This window comes from Enterococcus sp. 9E7_DIV0242 (assembly GCF_002140975.2).
Taxonomy (GTDB): Bacteria; Bacillota; Bacilli; order Lactobacillales; family Enterococcaceae; genus Enterococcus_L; species Enterococcus_L clewellii.
Window position 1 is genome coordinate 4,373,822 of sequence record NZ_CP147247.1, and the last position, 24,202, is coordinate 4,398,023.

Consider the following 24,202-nt stretch of genomic DNA (forward strand, 5'->3'; position numbering starts at 1 on the left):
ATACTAAAAAGCTTGAAGTTTTCTTAGGAATGCTTCAAGCTTTTTCTTTTTTTAGAAAGAGAATAGATGTTTTGAGAAGAACATTTGAGTTTATCAGATGATTTCCACTCACAAATTGACATCATAATTTTATAGTCAGGCAAGATACGCACTTCTTTGTTTGAACAATCCTGACTTTTTGGTAAAATAGAAGAGTGATCAAGGGAATGAACCATTATTCCCCTATTGAATTTCAGGAGGTAAACAAGAATGTACCGTTTAGAAGAAGAACAAGAAAATACACCAAAAAATGATCAAGGGTTGATCATGAAAAAAATGCTCGAGGAGCGTACCATCCTTATTTATGGAGAAGTAACGCAGGATTTAGCGCGTGAAGTCTCTTCTCAGCTATTGCTTTTAGCTGCTATGGGTGATGAGCCAATCAAAATTTTCATCAATAGTCCGGGAGGACATGTGGAGTCTGGCGATACGATTCATGACATGATTCAGTTTGTAAAACCGGAAGTTATCGTCATTGGTACTGGTTGGGTAGCGAGTGCAGGGGTAACGATTTATCTTGCTGCAGAAGCGAAAAACAGATATTCATTGCCAAATACACGATTCATGATTCATCAGCCTGCTGGTGGTGTTCAAGGTCAAGGAACGGAAATCCAAATCGAAGCGAAAGAAATCGTACGTATGAGAGAGCGTGTGAACCGTATGATCGCTGAAGCAACTGGTCAAACTTATGAGCAGGTTGCAAAGGATACCGATCGTAATTTCTGGATGTCTGCGGACGAAGCGAAAAACTACGGCATGGTTTCAAAAATTATCAAATCAAGTGACGAAGTGTAGTTCGTAATTTATCGAGTTCAACAGAAGAAATGGAGCAGTTGGGAAAAAATCTCAACTGCTTTTTTATATAGAATCCGTGAAGGAGAGCTTGTGAAAATAAAGTTTGGGAAGCTTTTTATCGTTGGTTTAGTGTCATTCAATGTGTAAATAGAAGTCTGAAGAAATCTTAAGTATTTCTGCCTTTAGTTGCCGCTGATAGTTTGCTAAACTTAGTAGGGAAAGGGGCTTGAAAATGATGCCGACGATTTTACTAGTTGAGGATGAAAAAGAAATTTCAGAGTTGATCAGCTATTATTTAAAGAATGAAAATTATCAAGTGATCGCTTGCTTAACAGGAGCCGAGGCGATGGATCAACTCGCACAGCAAAAGATTGATTTGGCGATTTTAGATGTGATGCTTCCTGATATGGACGGGTTTGATATTTGCCGAAAAATTCGAGAGACCCATATGTATCCAATCATAATGCTGACTGCTAAAGGCGAAGAAATAGATAAAATCACAGGACTGACTATCGGTGCGGATGATTATATGACGAAGCCGTTCAAGCCATTGGAGCTGATAGCCCGAGTAAAAGCTCAGCTGAGAAGAGTAACAACTTATAATGGTGGGGCAGATAATCTGTTGGCGATTCGAGGTTTGTTGATGGATTTGGAAAAGCGAAAGGTTCTGCTTGATGATGAAGAGCTGTATCTGACGCCCCTTGAATTTTCAATATTGAAGCTGCTTTGTGAGCATAGAGGCCAAGCTGTCAGCTCTGAGGAAATGTTCAAAACGATTTGGGGCGAAAAGTATTATACGAATTCCAACAATACCATCATGGTCCATATCCGTCATCTTAGAGAAAAAATGAACGATTCTGTCGAAAAACCAAAATACATCAAAACTGTGTGGGGGGTAGGCTATACAATTGACTAAAAAGGAAAATCGAAAATTGTTATTAAGAATCACTCTGGTTTGTTCTGCCATCTTAGTTTTGTTTTTTTTGTTCATTGAAAGTGGATTTAGTCGTTTCTTTCGTCAATTTATTTATGATTTCTTAGTATATAACCAAAGCTTCGAGGTAAATGACGAGCTCTACTATGAAACAACGGTTAGCTTGACTGCACTTAAATTGTTACTCATTGTGATTGCTGTTGCGGCCATATTATCTGTAGCACTTGCTAGCTATCTGATTGCAAGGGGGCGAATCAATGCCAGTGTACAGGAGCTGTCAAAAAGAATACCGGAGTTCCTGACAACAGATACATCAATGACTACCGGAGATATTTCCTTGGATAATGAGCTGCTAAAAATCAAAACGATGAACATGAAAAATGAGGAGCTGCTTAAACGAGAGACACAACGGACGAAAGATTTGATCACCTATCTTGCGCATGACTTGAAAACACCGCTAGCTTCAGTGATCGGCTATTTGAATCTGTTGATCGATTCACCGGAATTGACTACGGAGCAACGTGCAAAATTTCTGAAAATCACATTGGACAAAGCAGGCAGGTTGGAGGAATTGATCAATGCGTTCTTTGATATTACACGATTCAGCCTACAGGATATCCACTTGGAAAAAACTGAGATGGATCTGGTGTTATTAATTCAGCAAATGACAGAAGAATTTTATCCATTATTAAGTGAGAAAAATCAACGAATGACCTACGAGGGACCTGAAACGGTAGCTGTTGAGGCAGACAGTGAACAGCTTGCTCGTGTGCTCAATAACCTATTCAAAAATGCGCTGTCTTATGGGAACCCGAATTCTAACATACAGGTGAGCTTGTCTGAATCTGCTAAAGCAATCCAGCTTTCTGTCCGCAATGAAGGAGCAACGATCCCTAAGCGACAATTAGAAATGATTTTCGATAAGTTTTACCGACTTGACCATGCTCGTTCAACGAAAACAGGTGGTGCAGGGCTGGGGCTTGCGATTGCAAAAGAAATTATGCTTGCTCACGGTGGAACGATTTTGGCTGTCAGTGAGAACGGCCTGACCACATTTGAGTTAACGTTGCCAAAGTCTTAAGAAAGCTTAAGACGAACCTAAGTATAAATTAAAATCCATCCTCTCTTTTATTGGTTTAATGAAACCAAGAAGGAGAGGATTTTTTATGAAGAAAATTGCAGTATTGTTTGGCGGAAAATCGTCTGAGTATGAGGTATCATTAAAATCAGCTTTTGCTGTATTGGAAGCTCTAGATAGTAAGAAGTATGACATCATTAAAATAGGAATCACGAGAACAGGCGATTGGTATCATTTTACAGGTGAAAATGAGAGCATCTGTATGGACCTTTGGCAACAAGTAGAGGTGTGTCAAAAGGTTTCTCCTATCATCGGTGGAGAGCAGCACGGCTTTCTACTCCAAGAAACCAATCAGCTCTTGCAGGTGGATATTCTTTTCCCGATACTTCACGGGGAGTTTGTTGAAGATGGTTGTCTACAAGGTGTATTTGAATGGATGGAGCTACCCTATGTAGGATGCAAGACGGCTGCTTCCGCGGTTTGTATGAACAAAGAAATGACCCATCGTTTTGCAAATAGCATTGGCATCAAAACGACCCCCTCCATTCGTTGTGACACCCATAATCTGGACGTTCAAGAAATTCACCGATTTATTCAAAAAGAACAGTTTCCAGTATTTATCAAACCATTACGAGGCGGGTCGTCTAAAGGTATCAATCGATTGACAGAAATGGCTCAGCTCCCACAAGCAATTGAAGCAGTCAAAGAGGTAGATACACAGTTTGTTATAGAAAAAAGCGTTGATGGTTTCGAAGTCGGCTGTGGTATTTTAGGCAATGACGAGTTGATAATTGGTGCGGTCGATGAAATCGAATTAGCTGAAGGCTTCTTTGATTATACAGAAAAATATCAAATGCTTTCTTCCTCTATCCATCTACCGGCACGCATTTCAGAGGATATGAAGCGTGAGGTATGTTATCAAGCGGAGCGACTCTATCGTCTGTTGGGTTGTCAAGGATTAGCTAGAGTGGACTTCTTTATTTCCAGAGAGGGGGAGCTGATGCTAAATGAGATCAACACCATGCCTGGATTTACAGATAACTCCCGCTATCCGAGCATGTTGAAAGCAAAAGGGTATAGCTATTCAGAGCTTCTTGACCGACTCATCGAGTTAGCAGAGGAGGCAGAAAAATGACTGTGTTAGCAAAGAAAAGAATACCATTTCCTCGTCTGATCAACGCAGCTCATTGCTTAACACCCTTCGAGGTGCCGGCCGATCTGGTTGAGGCTCCATTCTCCGCTGGAAAAGCGCAAGTATCTCTTGAGGTCGCGGAGCAGCTAAGCCAGTTGATCCACCATGTTGGCGGAGAAAAGCAGATCATTGTGACCAGTGGCTATCGCAGTTACGCAGAGCAACAATGTCTTTATGAACATTCCTTGACGAAGTATGGGAGAGCCCATACAGAAAACTATGTGGCGAAGCCAGGATGTAGTGAACATCAGTTAGGGCATGCTGTTGATCTGGGATTTGCAGATACAACGAATGATGAGGTGTGCCCGACCTTTGAAGGCAGAGAAGTAAGTCAAAAATTTTTAGCTAGTATGGCAAATTTTGGGTTTGTTTTACGCTATCCAAAGGGAAAAGAGGTTGTGACCGGGATTGCCTATGAGCCTTGGCATTTTCGTTATGTCGGACGACCACACAGTGAAATCATGTGCCAACAAAGCTGGACCTTGGAGGAGTATCAAGCATTTCTGAGAGACGGGGGTGAGGTATATGGAAATCACGACCTCAGATAATCAATTACGGACCAAATCGATCCAGACAAACCGTTCCTCAGGTATCGATCAATTTCGTTTGATTGCCGCAGTCATGGTGATCGCCATTCATACCTTTCCTTTTGCCTCTATCAATGAAGGCTTGGATCAAGTCGTCACCCTAACGCTTTTTCGCGTCGCTGTGCCATTTTTCTTTATGGTTACCGGCTATTATGTTTTAGGACCTTACGCTGAGCGAAGGAACTATCCGAAACGTTGGAGGATCGACCAGACGATGTTGGAACTGCTGAAGCTGTATCTAATTGCCAGTCTCCTTTATTTGCCGCTTTCCCTATATACCGGCGTGCTTGCCCTGTCCAAGCCGCTTTCTGAATGGATAAAAGTGCTTGTTTTTGATGGTCCGCTGTATCATTTATGGTATTTTCCGGCGATGCTCCTTGGTCTCATTTTAAGCAGGCAGCTTTTGCAGCGATTGTCTCTGTCGTCTGCCTTATTCGTCGCTGGATTGCTATATATGGTAGGGCTTGGAGGAGATAGCTACTATTCCATTGTTACCCAGATACCTGCAATCAAGACATTCTATTCACTATTGTTTCAGTTGTTTGATTACACGAGAAATGGCTTGTTCTTCGTACCGCTCTTTTTGTGTTTGGGGGCTCTTCTATATCTTAAAAGAGCTCGCACTGTTTCCTTCCCGTCAATCAAGCTGTCAGTCAGTCTTTTGGCTTTAGGACTCGAAGGCTTCTTCTTACATACCTGTACAAAGATGCGACACGACAGTATGTACCTGATGTTGCCAGTAGTTTCCTATTATCTCTTGGTTTGCTTGTTGCATTGGCAACCAAGGGTCATTTTTCCAAAGGCGAAGGACTATTCTTTGTGGCTCTACATTCTTCATCCTTGGAGTATCCTTTTAGTGTATTATTGTTCAACAGTTGTGGGATTTCTTCAAAATAGCCTCCTACAATTTTTTCTTATACTTGCTGTGACGAGTGGGCTAACAGCTGTAGCCTTATCTCTTTTGAAAAAAAGGAAGAGGGAAGAGATCAAAGAAATTCAGCGTGCAAGGAAGCGAATCGATTTGTCTGCTTTGGAGAAAAACTATCGATCTGTGCGAACGCTTTTGCCGAAAAAGACCAAGCTGATGGCGGTAGTAAAAGCAGATGCGTATGGTCATGGTGCAGTGAAAATCAGTCGGTTTTTGGAGCAGCAGGGAGTGGACTTCTTTGCTGTCGCGACACTGGAAGAAGCGATTCAACTGAGAAAAAAGGGGCTTCAGGGAGAAATCTTGGTTCTGGGGTATACCTCCCCACAAACAGCAATCGAACTTAATCGATATGAGTTGATTCAGGCTGTTTTTTCTTTAGACTATGCAGCTGCATTAAACCGAAAACGGGTAAAGCTCCGGTGTCATGTAAAAATCGATACTGGGATGCATCGGCTGGGATTTGCCCCTTGTCTTTCAGAAGTACAGCCGGTTTATACCATGAAATACTTGCGGTGTGAAGGCATCTATTCCCATCTTGGGTCAGCGGATGCCGCAGACGATGAGTCCAGAGTACGCACAGAACAGCAGATCGAGACATTTGCCCGATTGTTAGTGGATTTAAAAAAACAGGGAATTGAGTATGGTGTGACGCATTTACAAAGCAGCTATGGGGTTGTTAATTATCCGGAGCTTTCTTATGATTATGCAAGAGTAGGTATCTTTTTATATGGGGTTCTTAGTCAACGTGATCAACACTTAAAGAGCAGACTGGCGCTACGACCTGTTCTGTCTATCCATGCCGTACTTGTTTCAGTGAGACAGGTTTCTGTCGGTCAATATATTGGATATGGAACAGCCCTCAAGGCAGAGCAAGAGATGCGTATAGGAACAGTGGCAATAGGTTACGCGGATGGGCTGCCAAGAAATCTTTCTAACACTGGTTATTCTCTACATTATAAGGATTTTGAGCTTCCTCAAATAGGGAATATTTGTATGGATATGCTCTTGGTCGATATAACAGACATACAGAATTTGGCTCTTGGGACAGAGCTTACAATCATGGAGAGCAGTGAGGATATTGCTGAAAAGAGTGAGACGATTTCAAATGAGGTGTTGAGTAGAATAGGCATCCGTTTGGAGAACGGCACTTAGTGAATAGGGAAGGTGTCGAATCACTCACAGAGGTATCTAGACCACAAGAGTACAAGAAAAAAACGCTGATTGTGATGTCTTTCCAAAAGTCGACAGTATGCCAATTTTAAAAAGAGATCACAATACACGCGTTTATTTGTTTCCAACTCAACTCAACTGTTCTAGGATGGTTTTGTTGAATGCCGGAAGATCCTCCGGTGTTCGACTGGTAACCAGCTTCCCATCAACAACAACTTCTTGATTTTTGATTGTTGCACCAGCGTATTCCAGGTCAGGCTGCACGGTAATGTAAGAAGTCATTGTACGACCGCTAGTCAGCCCCGTTTGAATAAAGAGCTGAGGACCATGACAGATAGCGAACAAAGGCAAATCATTTTCTAAATAATATTTTGTGAAATCGACAAAGCGCTGATCTGCTCGCAGCTGATCAGGGGAGAAGCCGCCTGGAATAAGCAATGCTGCAAATTCTTCAGGAGAGACATCATCAATAGAGGCATCGATTGTAAAGGTCGTGCCTTTTTTTCCAGTTATCTTTTTCCCAGCTTCTTTTTCAATCAACAGAACTTCATAGCCTGCTTTTTCTAATACCTTTTTAGGGGAGGTCAATTCTATGTCTTCCACCATATCAGTGACCAGTACAGCTACTTTTTTTGTGTTTGTCATCGAATCTCCTCTTTCATTTATAAAGTGCTCTGTTCAGAGAGCTTATCTTTATACTAAAGGCGCTGAACGGATGGCGCAACTAATACGCGCAGGAGAATAAGAGTAAAAAGTATGTATCAAAATTGTTGCATTTTACTTGCGATAGGAGAGATAGATGATCTGAAAAAGTTCCATCAATGCTGCTATTTTTTCACAGACTTGTCAGGGTCGCTTTAAAACGGTAAAATGGATGAATAATCAAAAGAAAGTAGGAAGAAACGTGAAGCAAAATTTAGGTTATTATATTCAAGCAGTAAATGATATTGTTCAGGATACAGAGAAAATCGGAGAATCAATGAACAGCTATTACGAGGAAATACGCGAAGCAATCGATAAAGATAAAGTGGATGAGTTATCTCCGGAAAAAATGACTGAAATCAAGGAAGTTTTTGAAGGCGGCACGAAGAAGTATGAATTGATCATGAAGAAAATCGAACAGCTTCGTCCACCGGTAAAAGTGATCGGGATTCACAAAAAATTGGAGCGTTCTTACATCGAGTATATTGCAGGATGTAAAGAAATGACGATGTCCTTGGATGCAGAAAAAGGAATCGACACAAAGCTGTTCAACTCTTCAGAGGAAAAACAAGATAAAGCAACAGATGATATTTCCTTTTGTATAACAAAAATGAGTAATACTTTGATGAAAAAATAGAGTATAAATAACTAATAATTTTTAATTAAATAGTATCGCCTTTTTACTAGACAAATTTTAGAAAGTATTGTATTATTTATTCATACCAACAACAACCTTTTTATTTTTCATTTTACTCTTATTGAGTAATACTCCTTTTCCATCGGCTATCCTAGCCGATGGTTTTTTTGTTTCTATTTTTTTGATACCGCTAAGATATCGAAATTATCATCTGATAATTTTATATATTTCTCTGTACCAAATAAAAGGCACCAATAAGACCAGCATCATTCTGGTGGTAGCATCTAACGATTGGTGTTTCAAATAATGCCCACTCGGGATATTTTTTCAACGGCTTTTCAATCAGTGACAGCAACAACGGGTTTTGACTGACACCACCACCAATCAAGACTTTCTCCGGGTTCATAGAAACAATGATATTGTAAACGACCATAGCAATATATTCTCCCCAAAGCTTTAACACGTCCTTCTTCACTAAGGTATTTCCTTTGAAAATCTCTTCACCTGTTACGGGAGTATCAGAGGTGATCCCAAGGCGTTGACGATAAAGGTTCAATAACCCTTGTGTAGAGGCATATTTAGCCAAAATTACAGGTTTCCCCAGTTTATCAGGGATCAGCATCATACCGAATTCACCGGCGCTGTAGCGACCACCCTTCATCAGAGACTGCTCATGGATGATTCCACCACCGATACCAGTTCCCAATGTCAGTACGACAAAATCCTTTAACTCGCGCCCGTTCCCGGAGTATAGCTCGGCAAGTGCGGCACAATTTCCATCATTCTCAATAAAAATGGGGTATTTATTTCCTGTACGTTCCCTCAGTAGCTGAACAAATGGCCTGCCTCTTAAGGGTTTGATTGCGCCAGAAACAATTGGTACCCCCTTTTCACTATCAATGACACCGGGAAAACTGAAACCAAGTCCCTTGATGGTATGCTCCTGCTCATATCTTGAGATAATTCTTGCGATCATGATAAAAAAGCTGTCTTCGGTTTCTATCTCTGTCGGCTGTTTTCCTTGGTGGATAATTGTTCCGTCCATATCGAACAAGCCGTATTTGACAAAAATTCCCCCAACATCAAAACTGATAATCATTTTTTTCATCACCCTTCTGGTTTTAATTCTTGTTATTTTTTTGCAGCAGGTACACAAAAATGAATCGATTCATTTTTAAGACATATTATTGTTGTGCAGTATCTTTTTTCACTTAATAGATGAGAAAGCCTAAAAAAATCTCCAAGACTAGGTCTTTCTAGACTTGGAGAGAATAGTTCTAATTTTCTACATTTCGTACATAATCATCGAAATACTGAATCAAATCGGATTTGATTTTCTGGTATTCTTCCTCTGTATACTCTTTCTCTTCTATGTTGCCATTAAAAAATGGAATTTGCAGCTCTTCTTTCAAGCGCTCCAGTACTTCAGTTTGATTCATTTCTGCACCTCTTTATTTATGATCATCTTTCATTATAAAACATTGAACCAATTCGTCAACTCCTCAAAGGAAGTTTTCATTTCATCCAACTTCTTGTAAAGCAGAGCAATATCAGAATCCTCGTGGAAAAAGACCTGTTTTAGCTCAAAATAAAAATTTTCAAACGCATCGAAAAAGGGTGCAACATCGGCTTGATCCAGCTCTGGATTGCTGTAATAAAAAATACGCACACTATGATAGTAAGTAAACACTTCATTGATGTTTAATAAAATACGTATATCTGTCTCATCTGTCCGAGGCTGAATACTGATCAGGTCATAAAGCGCCAGTGATTTCGTATGTGTTTCAGAGAGATAGGATAATAAAATATCGATTTTTTCCGTTGATGCAGGCATGGTAGCCACCTCCGTTTTTCTTTTATTATAGTAAAATTCAGCGTTCTTGAGAAGCGATAGCTCTATCAGCCAGAAGAACGCTGACAATCAGTGACGGTCAAATTGAACGAAATGACTTCAACTCATTCATAATAAAAGGAGACTTTTCACGTGTCTAGCGACGTTCCGGAAATTGAAAATCAATCAGTGCACGATTCAAGTAATCATTGAACGGCTTCATCGCTTCGAATACATCCAGACAGGTCTGAATCAGCTGTTTTTCATCTAAGAGCTGATCGTAAGCCAGATCATATTGAAGATACCAGCTTTTATATTTGATAAAAGGGTCAATAGCTGTGCCTGTTTCCTCATACCCTTTAGGGAATCGTTTCAGCTGTTCGCCTTGCAGCTGAAAGTATTTTTTGAAACGAGGTGCTTCAAGTAAGGCGAGAAATTCTTGTGGGTGTGCCAATAAGTACTCTCTTACGAATGCTGTGGCCTGTGGAAATTGCGTGCCGAATACACCGCCGCCTAAGAACGAGTCATGCCCTTCAGGTGCCAACTGGATGAAATAACCGGCTGGAATATACGGTTTGCCATTTGGTCCGATATGCGCTCTAAAGGTTGGATTATAAGGCGATTTATCATGACTGAAACGGGTATCTCGATTCAGTCGAAAGCTTAATTTGTTTGGCTCGATCATGGGGATATCCGGATCGAATGCAGGAATTTCATTTTGCAACGTCTGAACCAGTCCGTAAAAGTGATTCAGTGCGTCTTTCTTTTCTTTTTCATGTTGATGCATCCATTCCAGTGAGTTATTCTCAGCGAGATTCTTCAAAAAAGTTAGCATTGTTTTGTTTGTCGTAGTCATTTTTCACACTCCATTTGTTTGACCTTTGGCTGAAGCCTGACGCTAGTTCACCTTTTTGGTGGTTTTAGAAGAACAACTCCTGATGAAATTGGTTGCCTTCAGCATTATAGCCAACAGTTAATCGTTCTTTAATTATTCCATAAAGTGAAAGGAGAGACAATGCCGGCGAATAAAAAGCCAGCCGTTTTACAGAGAACAGTCTTACAAAAAAAGAAGGTTGACGAGCTGATTTTTTTGAAGTAAGATTATAAAAGAAGTTTATAAAGTTTTTTTATAAAGTAGAATTAGCATGAAATGGAGGTGGTTTGCAGTGCAGCCCGGAACACCGAACCAACTAAAGAACAGCAATATCAATCGTCTGCGCAAAATCATTTATCAGAAAAAGCAAGTGACGAAGCCTGCACTAGCTGAACAAAGCGGCTTAAGTATCATGACTGTCAATAACCTGATGAGGGAGCTGTTAAGCAATGAAGAGGTGACCGAGACAAAATCCTCTGTCTCTACAGGTGGAAGACGGGCCAGTGTGTTTGAGTTCAATGCGATGCATCGCCTGATTTTGACACTCTGTTTGTTGGAGAAAAACAAGACTTTTGCTTTTCTGTTTTCCGTTCATGATTTGAATGGGAATATTCTCGTTCAAGAAGAGCTCGCAGGAGATCATTTTGATAAAGTAGTGGCAAAAAAGCAAATCGAACAATTTTTAGTCAGCTATCCTGCCATCGGTTGTCTAGTCATTGGACTGCCGGGAGTGGAACACAATGGAGTCGTTCAAGTGATGGATTTTTCATTGATGAAAGGCGAACGGCTGAAAAGCTATTTTGAAGATGCGTTTCATTTTGAAGTGATTTTAGAAAATGATGTGAATGCAGTGGCGTACGGGTACAGCCAATCGGCAGAGACGAACTATAGTAATGCGGTTGTTGGACTCTATTATCCGGAAACTTTTCCGCCGGGTGCCGGTGTGGTACTCAATGATCGGATCGTCAAAGGGCGAAACGGCGTTGCCGGTGAGATTGCCCATTTACCGTCAGATCCGGATTGGACGACGTTCAGCTTTACTGAAACGGCAACAATCGGCAACTTGCTAAATAATATCCAAACCTATATGAGTCTTTATGACCCAGACTGTTTTGTTATCTATAGAAACTATTGGAGTGATGACCAGCAATTGAAAATACTGGTCGAAGGGCGAATCAAGATGGAATTTCCATTTGTTGAGCTGCCTGAGATCATCTTATCAAAGGACTTCGATCAGGACTATGTGTTTGGTTTGTTTTCACTGGGGATCAAGCAATTGAATATGGAGCTGGAGCATTTTAATTAATATATATAGAACGCTTATAAACATAAATATGGGAATCAAAGCAGCAAAATAGTTATCAAATGAAGAATGAGCTGCTAAAAAATAACGAGCTAAATGAAGCAACTATGATCGTCCTGTTAAGGAGTAGGTCTCTAAAAAGTTATCTTTTATGATACCTCAAACACAAGAATCGTTTTCATCCAGAGAATCTTTTACAGGCCGATATACAAAAGAATATTTTGAAGAATGGAGAAAAGAGATGCGAACTGAAAAGGAACGGATGCTGGCAGGAGACCTCTATCTTGCCAATAATGAAGAACTGAGAGCGGATTTTCGACGCTCACGTCAGCTGACACGCTTGTTTAATCACACAACGGAGGAACAAATCGATTACCGCAAACAGCTGTTGAAGGAGTTGTTTGAGAAAACCGGGGAAGAGTTGTACATCGAACCACCATTTCACTGTGATTACGGCTGTCATATCAGCGTAGGTGAAAATTTTTATGCGAACTTTGATTGCATCATTTTAGATGTTGGAAAAGTGAAGATTGGGAAAAATGTTATGTTTGCGCCACGTGTTGGGGTTTATACGGCAGGACACCCGATTGATGCAGAGGTGCGAGTCCGTGGCTTGGAATTCGGAACAGCGGTAACGATTGGGGACAATGTCTGGGTTGGTGCTAACGCGGTAATCAATCCAGGTGTAACGATCGGCAGCAATGTGGTCATTGGTTCCGGTTCTGTTGTCACAAAAGATATTCCGGATAATGTTGTCGCGGCTGGAAATCCGTGCCGTGTTTTACGAGAAATCACTGAGTCAGACAAAACGTATTGGACACAACTGGAGACGGCGTACCATAAAGAACAAGGTTCAGACGTTGATGTAGAGTAAAATGGTGTAGAAGCAAGACCTCAAGTTGTCGAGGAGTGGGGATATGACAGAATATACAAGAAATAATCTGATTTTTTCAGGCTTCATCATCATTACGATCAGCGCCAATTATTTATTAGGAAGTATAGCGATCTACGGGGCAGCGGCCTTTACAGAGTTTCATGCAGTAGAGCTGTTTGGAAATCTAATCATCGTAGAAGCTTTGGCAAGAAGTGTCTCTTTGCTTCTCTCCGGTCGCTTGGGTGAATGGCTTGGACGAAAAAAACTATTTTTGCTGAGTACGGTTGTTTTCGGAGTAATGATAGCCGTCTCTGCTTCGGCTCCATCGGCGATGTTTTTCATGTGGAGCCGCGGCATTGCCAGTTTTTTCTGGGGACTGTTTCAGGCCAATATTTTTACAATGGTTAGTGAACGTTTTGATGAAGAGGAGTACCCCGTACGTGTCGGTTGGTTACAGACTGTCGGTTCGTTGATTTTACTGATAGGGCCAGTTATCTGTGGTGTATTGATTCAACAATTCAGCTGGCGGGTGTCTCTACTTAGTGTCTTACCACTATTTCTAGTCAGTTTACTTTTGATCGGCAGTTTTTTTCCAAGCCAACGAGACCAGCACCACACACTCGCTCCATCAAAAAACAGACAGCTGGATAAAAAGAACGGGCTTATTCAGCTGCTTTCAAAAAAGCATTTTATTATTATGGTTCTAATTACTTTTTTATATACATGTATGTCAACAAGCGGGAACTACATTCCTCTCTTTGCGCAGACGATACTGAATGCCAGTCCGACGATCAGCTCATTGATCCTTATACCATGTAATTTATTGGTCATGTTCTTTTCAAATATGACCGGACGTTATATTGCTAAGAATGGCTTTCCAAAACGCCTGATTGTTTTCATGGCAGGAGTTGGCTTGATCGGCAGTTTTCTCTATACGCTGACGTTGTTCTCACCAACGTATGTGATCATCATTTTATCGACAGCAACAGTCGGATCAGGCTTTGGAATGTCACAGGTCTTGCCGATCGCATTTGTTCAGCGATATACAGAAAAAGAACTGGTTGCAGAGGGAACATCGTTTATCCTTTTCATTCAAGGTTTTTCTTCGGTCATTGCCGGTGTGGTCTATTCAGCAGCCATGAACAGTCAGGGGATGCCCTTTGCCTTATCGACTGCCGTCGTTTATGGTGTAGTATTGATTTTGCTTACAACACGAATGTATAGAGAGCCTGAGAAAAGATATGAAGGATGTAAGGAAGAAAAGAATCAAATTGAAAATGAATGTCCTGAGGAGGAAACACGATGAATAAAGTAAAAATGATAGCAGTAGATATGGATGGTACGTTTTTAAATAGTCAAAATGACTATGATCGAGCAATGTTTCAAGAGTTGTATCAAAAAATGCAGGAGCAAGGGGTGAAATTTGTCGTAGCCAGCGGCAATCAATATTATCAGTTAAAGTCATTTTTCCCTGAAATTGAGAAAGAGCTGTCCTTTGTAGCGGAAAATGGTGCGTATATTGTGCATGAAGACAAAGAAGTAGCCTGCGGTAAAATCGAGCTGGAAACGATCCATGAAATTTTAGATATTCTAGGAAAATACGACGAGGTGCACACCATTCTTTGTGGAAGAGATAGTGCCTATGTCAATAAGCGTGAACCACAGGAATTTATCGATCATGGCAGTATCTACTATTATCGCTTGAAAAAGGTCGATGATTTGTACAAAGTAGATCAGGACACTTTATTCAAATTTGCTTTGACTGTTCCTGTCGAGAAAGTAGAAGAAATTTTGGATAGCTTGAACAAGGAGTTAGGCGATAAAATCACACCTGTATCAAGTGGACATGGCGACATCGACTTGATTATCCCAGGCGTTCATAAGGCCAATGGCTTGACGAAGCTGCAAGAGCTTTGGGGGATCAAAGCGGAAGAAGTAGCTGCCTTTGGCGACAGCGGCAACGATCTGGAAATGCTGAAGCATGCCGGATTTAGCTATGCCATGGGCAATGCGCATCCAAAAATCAAAGAAGCGGCCAAAGAAATCATTGCAACGAACAATGAAAATGGTGTGCTAAAACAGATTGCTCTTTTACTCGAAGAAGGATAGGAGCATTAACAGAAAAGTAACGAGGTTGGGACAGAAGTTGCTTCTGTCCCACCGTTTATTCGGTTTTAGATGTATAGAGGTGTGTGGGATTGAGTTATGTCCCACACTTTTTTCTGTTTCTATTTTAGTGGGTAGTACAAATAGAGATTACTACTCAGAGTTGGAAAATTAAAAAATTCTCATAAAAAGTATTGACATTCGTGTCAGATTTCTGTAAAGTACCGTATAAGAAGTAATTGACAGAAAATTCAGGAAATAAAGGATGTTGATTGTAATGAGACAAACTACATACAAACAAACATTTTTATTATTATTGAAGAAGGACTCGGCTATCTGATTACGGTTTTTGATCAGAACGGAAGAGTCCTGTTTAGCATTTACATGAACGGGATGAGTCAAGCATCCCAGGCATGGGGTGCTTTTTTTGTTGGAGGATTCACTGGAAGGGCAGAAGGCAGAAAAAGACTGCAAGAGAATCGACCAAGTAACAATTACTGAATTTCAATCGAAAGGAGTCCATTACCCAAGTAGAGACACATCTTATTTATTCAGAAAATTCGAAATAATCAAACAAAAGAAAGAGGGATATAGATTATGGCAATCATTCAATTTTTTGATACGACATTGAGAGATGGGGAACAGACCCCCGGCGTCAATTTTAATACGAAGGAAAAAGTACAGATAGCCATGCAGCTGGAAAAATGGGGTATCGATACAATCGAAGCGGGTTTCCCCATCGCTTCTGAAGGAGACTTTGAGGCGGTACAAGCGATTGCTCAAGCGGCAAAACGAATGACCGTTGCAGGACTGGCACGCTGTCAGAAAAAAGATATCGATCGTGCCCACGAAGCGTTGAAAGAGGCGGTTCACCCACAGATTCATGTCTTTCTGGCGACCAGCCCAGTCCATATGGAATACAAGCTGAAAATGACACCGGATGAGGTGATTGCTTCTATTACAGAGCATGTCAGCTATGCCAAATCAAAATTTGATAAGGTGCAGTTTTCACCGGAGGATGCGACACGGACAGAAAAGAACTTTCTATTAAAAGCAGTTCAAACAGCCATTGATGCTGGAGCAACGATCATCAATATTCCCGATACTGTAGGCTATTCCAATCCGACAGAGTACGGTTTGCTGTTCAAATACCTGATCGAAAATATCACGAGTCAGGAAGAAATCATTTTCTCTTCACATTGTCATGATGATCTGGGCATGGCAACAGCCAACGCACTAGCAGCAATCGAAAATGGAGCAAAACGAGTAGAGGGCACGGTGAACGGAATTGGCGAACGTGCCGGGAACACCGCCCTAGAAGAAGTTGCATTGGCGCTTCATATTCGCAAAGATTTTTATCAGGCAGACAGCAACATCGTTTTGAATGAAACGAAACGCACCAGCGATTTGGTCAGTCATTTGTCTGGCGTGGCCGTTCCAAGAAACAAGGCAATCATAGGAGCCAATGCCTATGCCCATGAATCAGGCATTCATCAGGATGGCGTATTAAAAAATCCAGATACCTATGAAATCATCACACCTTCACTGGTTGGGGTCAATACAAACTCACTACCTTTGGGTAAGCTATCTGGACGTCATGCCTTCTCTACAAAAATGGAGGAGCTTGGCTATCAGCTAAATGAAGAAGAAATCAAAATAGCCTTTAAACGATTCAAAGCGTTGGCCGATAAAAAGAAACAGGTCACGGATGAAGACTTGATTGCTTTGATGATTGGTCAGTCACAGGAAACTGAAGAAATTTGCCGCTTGGAACGTGTCCAGCTGCAATATGTATCTGATGGCAGTCAAGGGGCGATCGTATCGATGAAGACAGACAAAGAGGAAACAAAAACCGAATCAGCGATCGGCTCGGGGAGTATCCAAGCAATTTATAATTCAATCGATAAAATCATGGCGCAGCAACCGGAACTGAAGCAATATGCAATAAAAGCAATCACCGGCGGGGAAGATGCGCAGGCAGAGGTGTACGTCACTGTACAGGATCGTGAGACGAGACAACAATTCAACGGCACAGGCATCGATTTTGATGTACTGCAGGCATCGGCCAAGGCTTATGTACAAGCTAGTGAACGATTCAAAAAAGAAATGGAGCGAAGCAAATGACAAAACGAATTATCGCATTGCCGGGAGATGGCATCGGCAAAGAAATCATGGACAGTACCTTGACAATTTTATCAGAAATCATGGTTCAGGAGGAGCTGGATTTTGACATTCAGGAATACCCGTTTGGCGGAGCAGGGATCGATAGTGAGGGTGATCCCTTACCGGAAAGAACCTTGAAGGCCTGTAAAGAGGCAGATGCCATTCTCTTAGGAGCAATTGGCGGACCGAAGTGGGATAAAGCACCGAAACGACCGGAGCAAGGACTTTTAGGCTTGAGAAAAGCGTTGGGCTTGTTTGCGAATATTCGTCCCATCAGTGTGCCGGATGCGGTCGTCCATTTATCGCCTCTAAAGGAAGAAAATGTCAAAGGTGTAGACTTTATCGTTGTGCGTGAGTTGACAGGAGGTATCTATTTTGGAGAAAAAAAACTGGCTGAAGATCAAGCTTCTGATTTGTGTACCTATACGAAAGCGGAAATTCAACGAATCCTTCGTAAGGCATTTGAAATTGCTCGAACAAGAAATAAAAAAGTGACCTCTGTTGATAAAGCAAATGTCCTGTCGACCAGTAAGCTATGGCGACAAACAGCGGAAGAAGTTGCACAGGAATACCCAGACTGCACGCTAGAGCATCAGCTGGTCGATTCAGCCGCAATGGTTATGATCACACGACCTAAGGACTTTGATGTGATCGTAACAGAAAACCTGTTTGGTGACATCCTAAGTGATGAAGCCTCCGTTATTCCCGGTTCACTGGGGATGATGCCAAGTGCCAGCCATAGTGAAAACGGGCCGTCCCTTTACGAGCCGATCCATGGTTCAGCACCAGATATTGCCGGACAGGATATTGCAAACCCGATGTCGATGATTTTGTCCACAGCAATGATGTTGCGACAATCATTTGGGCTAGAAGAAACAGCACAGAGAATCGAAAGATCCTGTGACTGTGTGATGAAGGCAGGCGTTTTAACAAAAGATCTAGGTGGAAATGCAGGAACTCAGGAATTTACAGAAGCGGTACTTAAGGAATTGAAGTAGTATGCGCAAATAGAAATTAACGACATGAGTAAGTGAGGAGCGAATAATATGGGAAAAACTTTGTTTGATAAGCTGTGGGAACGCCACGTTGTTTCAGGAGAAGAGGGAGAGCCGCAGCTGTTGTATGTGGATCTTCACTTGATTCATGAGGTAACATCGCCACAAGCATTTGAAGGACTACGCGAAGCGGGAAGAAAGGTACGAAGACCGGAGAAGACCTTTGGTACGATGGACCACAATGTACCGACAAAGGATATCTTCAATATCACGGATCTGGTAGCGAAAAAGCAAATCGAAGCCTTGAAGAAAAACTGTGACGAATTTGGTATTACACTATGTGAAAATGGCAGTGAGCGCCAAGGGATCGTCCATATGGTCGGTCCGGAAACAGGCTTGACACAGCCAGGAAAAATTATCGTCTGCGGGGATTCTCATACAGCAACACATGGGGCTTTCGGTGCGTTGGCGTTTGGCATCGGAACCAGTGAAGTGGAGCACGTTTTTGCGACACAGTGTATTTGGCAGCGTAAACCAAAAAGCATGGGTGTAAAAATTAGCGGCAAGCTGGCAAAAGGTGTATATGCAAAGGACATCATTCTGGCGCTGATTGCTAAATATGGCGTTGACTTCGGTGTTGGCTATGCGGTGGAATTCTACGGCGACACGATCGAAGCTCTATCTATGGAAGAACGCATGACGATCTGCAATATGGCGATCGAAGGCGGCGCAAAGATGGGCATGATGGCTCCTGATGAAAAGACCTATGAGTATGTTCGAGGACGTGAATATGCCCCTGAGGATATGGACGCAGCAATCGCCAATTGGCAAACTCTACCAAGCGATCCCGATGCGACCTATGAAGCTAATCTTGAGCTGAATGCAGATGAGCTGGTACCGTTTGTTACATGGGGCACCAACCCTGAAATGGGGATTCCTGTGACTGGAACCTTCCCGGAAATCAAAGATATGAACGATGAACGAGCATACAACTATATGGATCTGCAGCCGGGGCAACGCCCTTCGGACATTGAAGTGGGCTATGTCTTTATTGGCTCCTGTACCAACGGCCGCTTGTCTGATCTAGAAGAAGCGGCAAATGTTGTACGTGGTAAGCAGGTCAAGGACGGCGTCACAGCAATCGTCGTACCCGGCTCAAGACCCGTACGTAAAGCTGCCGAGAAAATTGGACTGGATAAAATTTTTAAAGAAGCAGGCTTTGAGTGGCGAGAGCCCGGGTGTTCGATGTGTCTGGGCATGAATCCTGACCAAGTACCGGCAGGCGTTCACTGTGCATCAACGTCTAACCGAAACTTCGAAGGACGTCAGGGCAAAGGGGCACGCACTCACCTGTGCAGTCCGGCAATGGCCGCTGCAGCAGCATTGAACGGAACATTTATTGATATCAGAGAGGAGCTGGGCGCATAATGCAAGCATTCACACAGCACACAGGAACGACCGTTCCATTGATGAACGACAACATAGATACGGATCAGATCATCCCAAAATCATTTCTAAAAAGAATCGAAAAGACAGGCTTCGGCGAATTCCTATTTGACGAATGGCGCTACCTGCCGGATCGCTCGCTCAATCCGGATTTCATCCTAAATGAGCCACAATACCAAGGCGCCGAATTCCTAATCTCCGGCGACAACTTCGGCTCCGGCTCCTCACGTGAGCACGCCGCTTGGGCACTCGCCGACTACGGTTTCCGTGCCGTCATCGCCGGCAGCTTCAGCGACATCTTCTACATGAACGCCACCAAGAACGGCCTACTGCCTATTGTGCTTCCATTGGAAGCACGTCAGAAGCTGGCGGCTCTGCCGGCAGACCAAGCAATCACGGTTGATTTGCCAAATCAACAGGTGATTGCGGATGGCGAAACATACGAGTTTGAGATTGATGGAACATGGAAGCATAAGCTGGTTAATGGGCTGGATGATATTGCTATAACACTGGAGTATGCCGATGCTATTGGGGAGTATGAGGGGAAATAAAAAGAATAAATCCACTATTTTTTACAAAAAATAGTGGATTTATTCTTTTTGGAAGTTTATTATTTATTTAGGAACAAATAATATTTTTCGATAAAATGGAGGATGCAGTTGTATATTGAAGAAGAAAAGAAAATTGTTAGAAATAGAATATTGTGTAAATCAGTGAATGAGCTTTCAGTCAAAAGATATAGTTCATCTTGTGTAAGTAGAGACTATATAAATAAAATCCATAATTATTTTTCTATGGATGATGAAACAAAGGAATTTAAAGAATCAGAAAAAATTAGAGTAGAAGACTTAAATAGTTGGCAAAAAATGTTCGATTCTATCACCGGGCATAAAAGGGCGGATGAATTACTGGTCTGCTATCTTTCAGGACCTAGTCCCAAAAATGATTTTGATGAGCTTATCTCATTAGGAGTACTACCGCAAAACATCTATGCGTTTGAGAATAATAATGAAGTCTATTTGAAAGCGATTTCTGAATGTGGTGATTACAATTTTTCTAGTCCAAAAGTTATAAAATATAGTATTGAGCAATTTTTCAAGGACACTCCCAAAAAATTTGATATCGTTTATTTAGATTCATGTGGATCTGTACCTAGCAAAAAACATTCTTTAAGAAGTTTTGCTTCATTATGTAAATTTCATAGATTAAATACTCCTGGTATAGTTATAACAAATTTTGCTTCGCCTAAAGGTGGTGGAAACAAATTAATGGTTGAGGGTTATTTGGACATGATGGCACTCTATCTATTTTGTAAACAAAGAAATCATAATAATTTAATTGTTGATAACAATAATGAGCTTTTTTCAAACGAGTTTTTTAGACTAAAAGAGGAAATAGAAATGAATTTTGACCATTACTACGGAGAGTTTATTACTCATCTGTTAATGGATATTTCTTCTGTTATTATTCCAGCTCAAAGATTTACTAGTTCGGCATATTTAAGATCAGTTTCAAAAGAAAAAATGAAGAAAATTTCTAAGATTAAATTGGCTGATGTTAACAATGAAAAGAATGGTTCTATATACAAATTTTTTTTACTAGCAAAATATATCGAGGAAAATGAGGTTTTTAGTAAAGAAACCCAAAAGTTGATAAAAAGTCTTTTATCTGAGTGTAAAGGATTTGACAGTGAAGGGGGATATGAAATATTAGATAGCCTCAACTATATCAGAAACATGAGAGAGGCTACTATGGATTTTAATACAAGTTTTAAGTCACAAATAGATTATTTCTCAGATGCTGAAAATATTTATCAATTTCTAGATAAACCTAGTAGTAAATTATTTACAGATTTGGTAATAAATCAAATTGGTTTTCCTTTGCACCCTGTAGTTGAAAAAATTGATAGATTCTGTTATAAGGCAAAAGAAACAAAAATGTATACGGATGTTTTGGTATTAGATGAATGTAGATACATTTATGAATGGTTACCTATGATAGATCAAACTGCAAAAGCATTCTCCAATAAAAGTATCCAGTATATTTTTAGATATTGTTTGGATGGCTTGATAAAAAATCGGTTAAGTTATAATTCGGATTATTTTTTTGGTTGTTCTGTAATATCATCTGGTATTCAAGGGTTTGGAAATAAGATTTTATCCAAAAGGATTGGATTTTGAAGGAGATTGAGGTATGGAGAGAAATGATTTAGACGTAAAAGATATAGATGAAATAATGAGAGAAAATTTAAAGATAGATGATGATGTAAAAAGCGTAAGATCAATATTTCTAAATGAGCGTTCTAGAAAAAGAATTGATTATAAACCGTATTTTCAAAGAGAATATGTCTGGGATAAAGAGAAAGCCACTTATTTTATTGAAAGTATAATTTTGGGGACAGAGATCCCGCCAATAGTATTTTTTAAAGTAAAAAATATAAGTGAGGTAATAGATGGCAGACAACGATATGAAACGATATATAGATTTATCAGTGATAAATTGGTTTTAGAGAAAAAAGGTTTAAAAACTTTAAAATCTTTGGCAGGGAAAAAGTTTTCTGAACTTACTCCTGAAATTAGGGAGACGTTTAAAGAAACAAAAATTCGTACTTTAAATTTTAGCGTGGTAAATGAACCTAATCTTGATGAGGCTAGTGAAGATAAAATAAAGAAAGAAATTTTTAGAAGGTATAATTCGGGTATATCGCCTCTAAAGAAACATGAGATAGATAGGGCTGAATATATAGATGATAGATTAACTATTATTTTGAAAAATGAACTGGAAAATGACCAACTTCTTTTTGAGAATATGAAAATATTATTTCTTCCAAAAAGAAGTGAGAAGATAAGAAAAAGAGACCAAATAAATGTGTTATTGTCAAAAATCAGAACTTTGTTAGTACTTCCCAAATTACCAATGATTAATTATGCGTCTCAAAATTCTAAGAATGAAGTAATACAAGATTTTTATTACTATTTTTTTGATGATGCCAATTATAATGATGAGATAGTAAAAATTAGAGAAATAATATCTCGGATTTTAAAATTAAAAAAATATATAGAAAATCATGGTAAGTTTCATTTTTTCAATTTACAGTTTTACGAAACATGTTATTGGGGAATTAGTGTTTTAGACCAAAACGAGATTAAAATAAATGATATAGACTTGAAAAATTTAGCAGAATTAATTTTTAAAAGTAATGATGATCGATTGATATGGAAAGATATTGAAGAAGAATATCGAGCTATAGAATTAATTTTTGATCCGAATAATACTTATTTTAGACAGAGTATAGTTAGTAGATATACGTTTATGAAAAATTCTTTAGAAATGCTATTTCCTGTGGATTTGGAAATTAATTTGAAGAATAAAGAGTTATTTCCAAAAGTAATAAACTCCAAAGATATTCAAAATGATCAATTTAAAAAATATAAATTGCATAAAGTAGACCCATATTCTGTAACCATTTATGATATATTGGACGATATAAAAAGAAATAAATTTTTAATTAGGCCTGAATATCAGAGGTCGGAAACAGGAAATGCAAATACATCGTCTTATTTGTTGGAAAGTGTATTGCTAGGTATTAAAATACCTCCATTGTTTATCTTCAATAGAAAAGATAAAGTAAAAGAAGTAATTGATGGACAGCAGAGACTATTGACTTTTTTAGGTTTTTTAGGAGAATCATATATTAATGAAAATGGTGAAGAAGAGTTTTCAAAAAAGCATAAGTTCAAATTAAGCAATTTGAAGATTATGAGTGAACTAAACGGGAAAAACATAGATACCATAGATATCAGAGATAGTCTGGTTCAAGCAGAGGAGAGCTATAAAGATAAAATTTTAGATTTTCCATTAAGTGTAGTTGAAATAGATGAGGAACAAAATGAATCATTTGATAAAATCGATTTATTCCTTAGATTGAACACTAAACCATACCCTATTGCAAAAAACAGTTTTGAAATGTGGAATGCCTATATAAGAAAAGATCTCACACAGAAAATAAAATCTATTGCAATAAACTACAAAGAAATAATTTTGAGAAGGTCAAATAAGAGAATGAAAAATGAGGAAATGATTACTTCTTTGGCATATCTAGATTATGAAACAAAGACTAGCTCAGAAGATATTAGTGCATTACTAAACATATATATTCGTAACAATAGAGTTTGTGCAAGAATAAAGGGAAAAGGAAAAATTACTAAATTATTAAAGGAAATAACGGGAACAGAGATAACTGAATTTTTTGAATCAATTAATAGTGTTAATCTATTTTTTGAGAAAGTGGATTATTTGATTGATCATAAGGAGAAGGAGTTTATAAAACTTTTTAGCATCTTAAAAAAAAGTAATAGTTCATTAAGATCGGATCAAAATTTTTATTTTCTCTGGATTATGTTAAGAAATCTTCCTTTAGATAAAATAAAAGAAAACAAACAACAATATTTATCTTTGTTACTAGAGAATAATCAATATTTACAAAATTTTTATTCTGAAGAAATAGGTGATGTAGAACTACTTATAGACAGAATTAGCATGAAATAG

Annotated in this window: 22 protein-coding genes; 17 read left to right on the forward strand and 5 right to left on the reverse strand. The window is 39.8% G+C overall.

Annotated elements, in window-relative coordinates:
• Window positions 1-249 precede the first annotated feature (249 nt).
• From A5888_RS20370 to vanT, 6 genes are all read left to right on the forward strand, one after another.
• A complete protein-coding gene (locus tag A5888_RS20370) occupies window positions 250-834 on the forward strand; it encodes an ATP-dependent Clp protease proteolytic subunit (protein WP_086349271.1) in 585 nt (194 codons plus the stop codon).
• 232 nt (window positions 835-1,066) lie between these two features.
• The gene (gene vanR, locus A5888_RS20375; protein ID WP_086349272.1) at window positions 1,067-1,750 is read left to right on the forward strand and encodes a VanR-ABDEGLN family response regulator transcription factor; all 684 of its coding nucleotides are present in this window, start codon (window positions 1,067-1,069) and stop codon (window positions 1,748-1,750) included.
• Window positions 1,743-2,849: a sensor histidine kinase gene (locus tag A5888_RS20380; protein WP_249274476.1), complete on the forward strand. Its 1,107-nt coding sequence runs from the start codon at window positions 1,743-1,745 to the stop codon at window positions 2,847-2,849. Before vanR ends, A5888_RS20380 begins: the two co-directional genes overlap by 8 nt.
• An 85-nt stretch (window positions 2,850-2,934) precedes the next feature.
• Complete coding sequence (locus tag A5888_RS20385) at window positions 2,935-3,981, forward strand: D-alanine--D-alanine ligase family protein (RefSeq protein ID WP_086349273.1); 1,047 nt, start codon at window positions 2,935-2,937, stop codon at window positions 3,979-3,981.
• Window positions 3,978-4,586: a D-alanyl-D-alanine carboxypeptidase family protein gene (locus tag A5888_RS20390; RefSeq protein WP_086349274.1), complete on the forward strand. Its 609-nt coding sequence runs from the start codon at window positions 3,978-3,980 to the stop codon at window positions 4,584-4,586. The genes A5888_RS20385 and A5888_RS20390 overlap by 4 nt, the downstream gene beginning before the upstream one ends.
• The gene (vanT, locus tag A5888_RS20395; RefSeq protein WP_086349275.1) at window positions 4,564-6,705 is read left to right on the forward strand and encodes a membrane-bound serine racemase VanT; all 2,142 of its coding nucleotides are present in this window, start codon (window positions 4,564-4,566) and stop codon (window positions 6,703-6,705) included. The genes A5888_RS20390 and vanT overlap by 23 nt, the downstream gene beginning before the upstream one ends.
• 147 nt (window positions 6,706-6,852) lie before the next feature.
• Here vanT and A5888_RS20400 read toward each other — a convergent pair whose 3' ends face one another.
• Entirely contained in the window at window positions 6,853-7,368 is a 516-nt protein-coding gene (locus A5888_RS20400) for a type 1 glutamine amidotransferase domain-containing protein (protein WP_086349276.1), read from the reverse strand.
• 259 nt (window positions 7,369-7,627) lie between these two features.
• On the opposite strand from A5888_RS20400, the gene A5888_RS20405 reads away from it, so the two are divergent.
• Complete coding sequence (locus A5888_RS20405; RefSeq protein WP_339101814.1) at window positions 7,628-8,062, forward strand: hypothetical protein; 435 nt, start codon at window positions 7,628-7,630, stop codon at window positions 8,060-8,062.
• Between the two features lie 220 nt (window positions 8,063-8,282).
• On the opposite strand, the gene A5888_RS20410 is transcribed toward A5888_RS20405, so the two are convergent.
• The 4 genes from A5888_RS20410 to A5888_RS20425 form a co-directional block, all read right to left on the reverse strand.
• Window positions 8,283-9,170 carry an ROK family protein gene (locus A5888_RS20410; RefSeq protein ID WP_339101815.1) on the reverse strand — a complete coding sequence of 296 codons (888 nt, stop codon included), beginning with the start codon at window positions 9,168-9,170 and terminating at the stop codon, window positions 8,283-8,285.
• Between the two features lie 169 nt (window positions 9,171-9,339).
• Window positions 9,340-9,501 carry a hypothetical protein gene (locus tag A5888_RS20415; RefSeq protein ID WP_086351182.1) on the reverse strand — a complete coding sequence of 54 codons (162 nt, stop codon included), beginning with the start codon at window positions 9,499-9,501 and terminating at the stop codon, window positions 9,340-9,342.
• Window positions 9,502-9,533: 32 nt separating this feature from the next.
• Window positions 9,534-9,896: a hypothetical protein gene (locus A5888_RS20420; RefSeq protein WP_086351181.1), complete on the reverse strand. Its 363-nt coding sequence runs from the start codon at window positions 9,894-9,896 to the stop codon at window positions 9,534-9,536.
• 154 nt (window positions 9,897-10,050) lie between these two features.
• Window positions 10,051-10,749: a DUF2461 domain-containing protein gene (locus A5888_RS20425; RefSeq protein WP_086351180.1), complete on the reverse strand. Its 699-nt coding sequence runs from the start codon at window positions 10,747-10,749 to the stop codon at window positions 10,051-10,053.
• 310 nt (window positions 10,750-11,059) lie between these two features.
• Here A5888_RS20425 and A5888_RS20430 point away from each other — a divergent pair, with 310 nt between their 5' ends.
• The 10 genes from A5888_RS20430 (at window position 11,060) to A5888_RS20475 (ending at window position 24,202) form a co-directional block, all read left to right on the forward strand.
• On the forward strand, window positions 11,060-12,073 hold the full coding sequence (locus tag A5888_RS20430) for an ROK family protein (RefSeq protein WP_086349277.1): 1,014 nt from the start codon (window positions 11,060-11,062) through the stop codon (window positions 12,071-12,073).
• 238 nt (window positions 12,074-12,311) lie between these two features.
• On the forward strand, window positions 12,312-12,944 hold the full coding sequence (locus A5888_RS20435) for a sugar O-acetyltransferase (RefSeq protein WP_086349423.1): 633 nt from the start codon (window positions 12,312-12,314) through the stop codon (window positions 12,942-12,944).
• Window positions 12,945-12,987: 43 nt separating this feature from the next.
• Window positions 12,988-14,250, forward strand: coding sequence for an MFS transporter (locus A5888_RS20440; protein WP_086349278.1), 1,263 nt, complete (start codon window positions 12,988-12,990; stop codon window positions 14,248-14,250).
• Entirely contained in the window at window positions 14,247-15,053 is an 807-nt protein-coding gene (locus tag A5888_RS20445; protein WP_086349279.1) for a Cof-type HAD-IIB family hydrolase, read from the forward strand. The genes A5888_RS20440 and A5888_RS20445 overlap by 4 nt, the downstream gene beginning before the upstream one ends.
• 594 nt (window positions 15,054-15,647) lie before the next feature.
• Window positions 15,648-17,174, forward strand: coding sequence for a 2-isopropylmalate synthase (locus A5888_RS20450; protein WP_086349280.1), 1,527 nt, complete (start codon window positions 15,648-15,650; stop codon window positions 17,172-17,174).
• Window positions 17,171-18,211 carry a 3-isopropylmalate dehydrogenase gene (leuB, locus tag A5888_RS20455; protein WP_086349281.1) on the forward strand — a complete coding sequence of 347 codons (1,041 nt, stop codon included), beginning with the start codon at window positions 17,171-17,173 and terminating at the stop codon, window positions 18,209-18,211. Before A5888_RS20450 ends, leuB begins: the two co-directional genes overlap by 4 nt.
• Before the next feature lie 48 nt (window positions 18,212-18,259).
• A complete protein-coding gene (gene leuC, locus A5888_RS20460) occupies window positions 18,260-19,636 on the forward strand; it encodes a 3-isopropylmalate dehydratase large subunit (protein WP_086349282.1) in 1,377 nt (458 codons plus the stop codon).
• Window positions 19,636-20,205: a 3-isopropylmalate dehydratase small subunit gene (gene leuD / locus A5888_RS20465; RefSeq protein WP_086349283.1), complete on the forward strand. Its 570-nt coding sequence runs from the start codon at window positions 19,636-19,638 to the stop codon at window positions 20,203-20,205. Before leuC ends, leuD begins: the two co-directional genes overlap by 1 nt.
• Before the next feature lie 108 nt (window positions 20,206-20,313).
• Window positions 20,314-21,834: a hypothetical protein gene (locus A5888_RS20470; RefSeq protein WP_339101818.1), complete on the forward strand. Its 1,521-nt coding sequence runs from the start codon at window positions 20,314-20,316 to the stop codon at window positions 21,832-21,834.
• Between the two features lie 13 nt (window positions 21,835-21,847).
• Window positions 21,848-24,202 carry a DUF262 domain-containing protein gene (locus A5888_RS20475; protein ID WP_339101819.1) on the forward strand — a complete coding sequence of 785 codons (2,355 nt, stop codon included), beginning with the start codon at window positions 21,848-21,850 and terminating at the stop codon, window positions 24,200-24,202.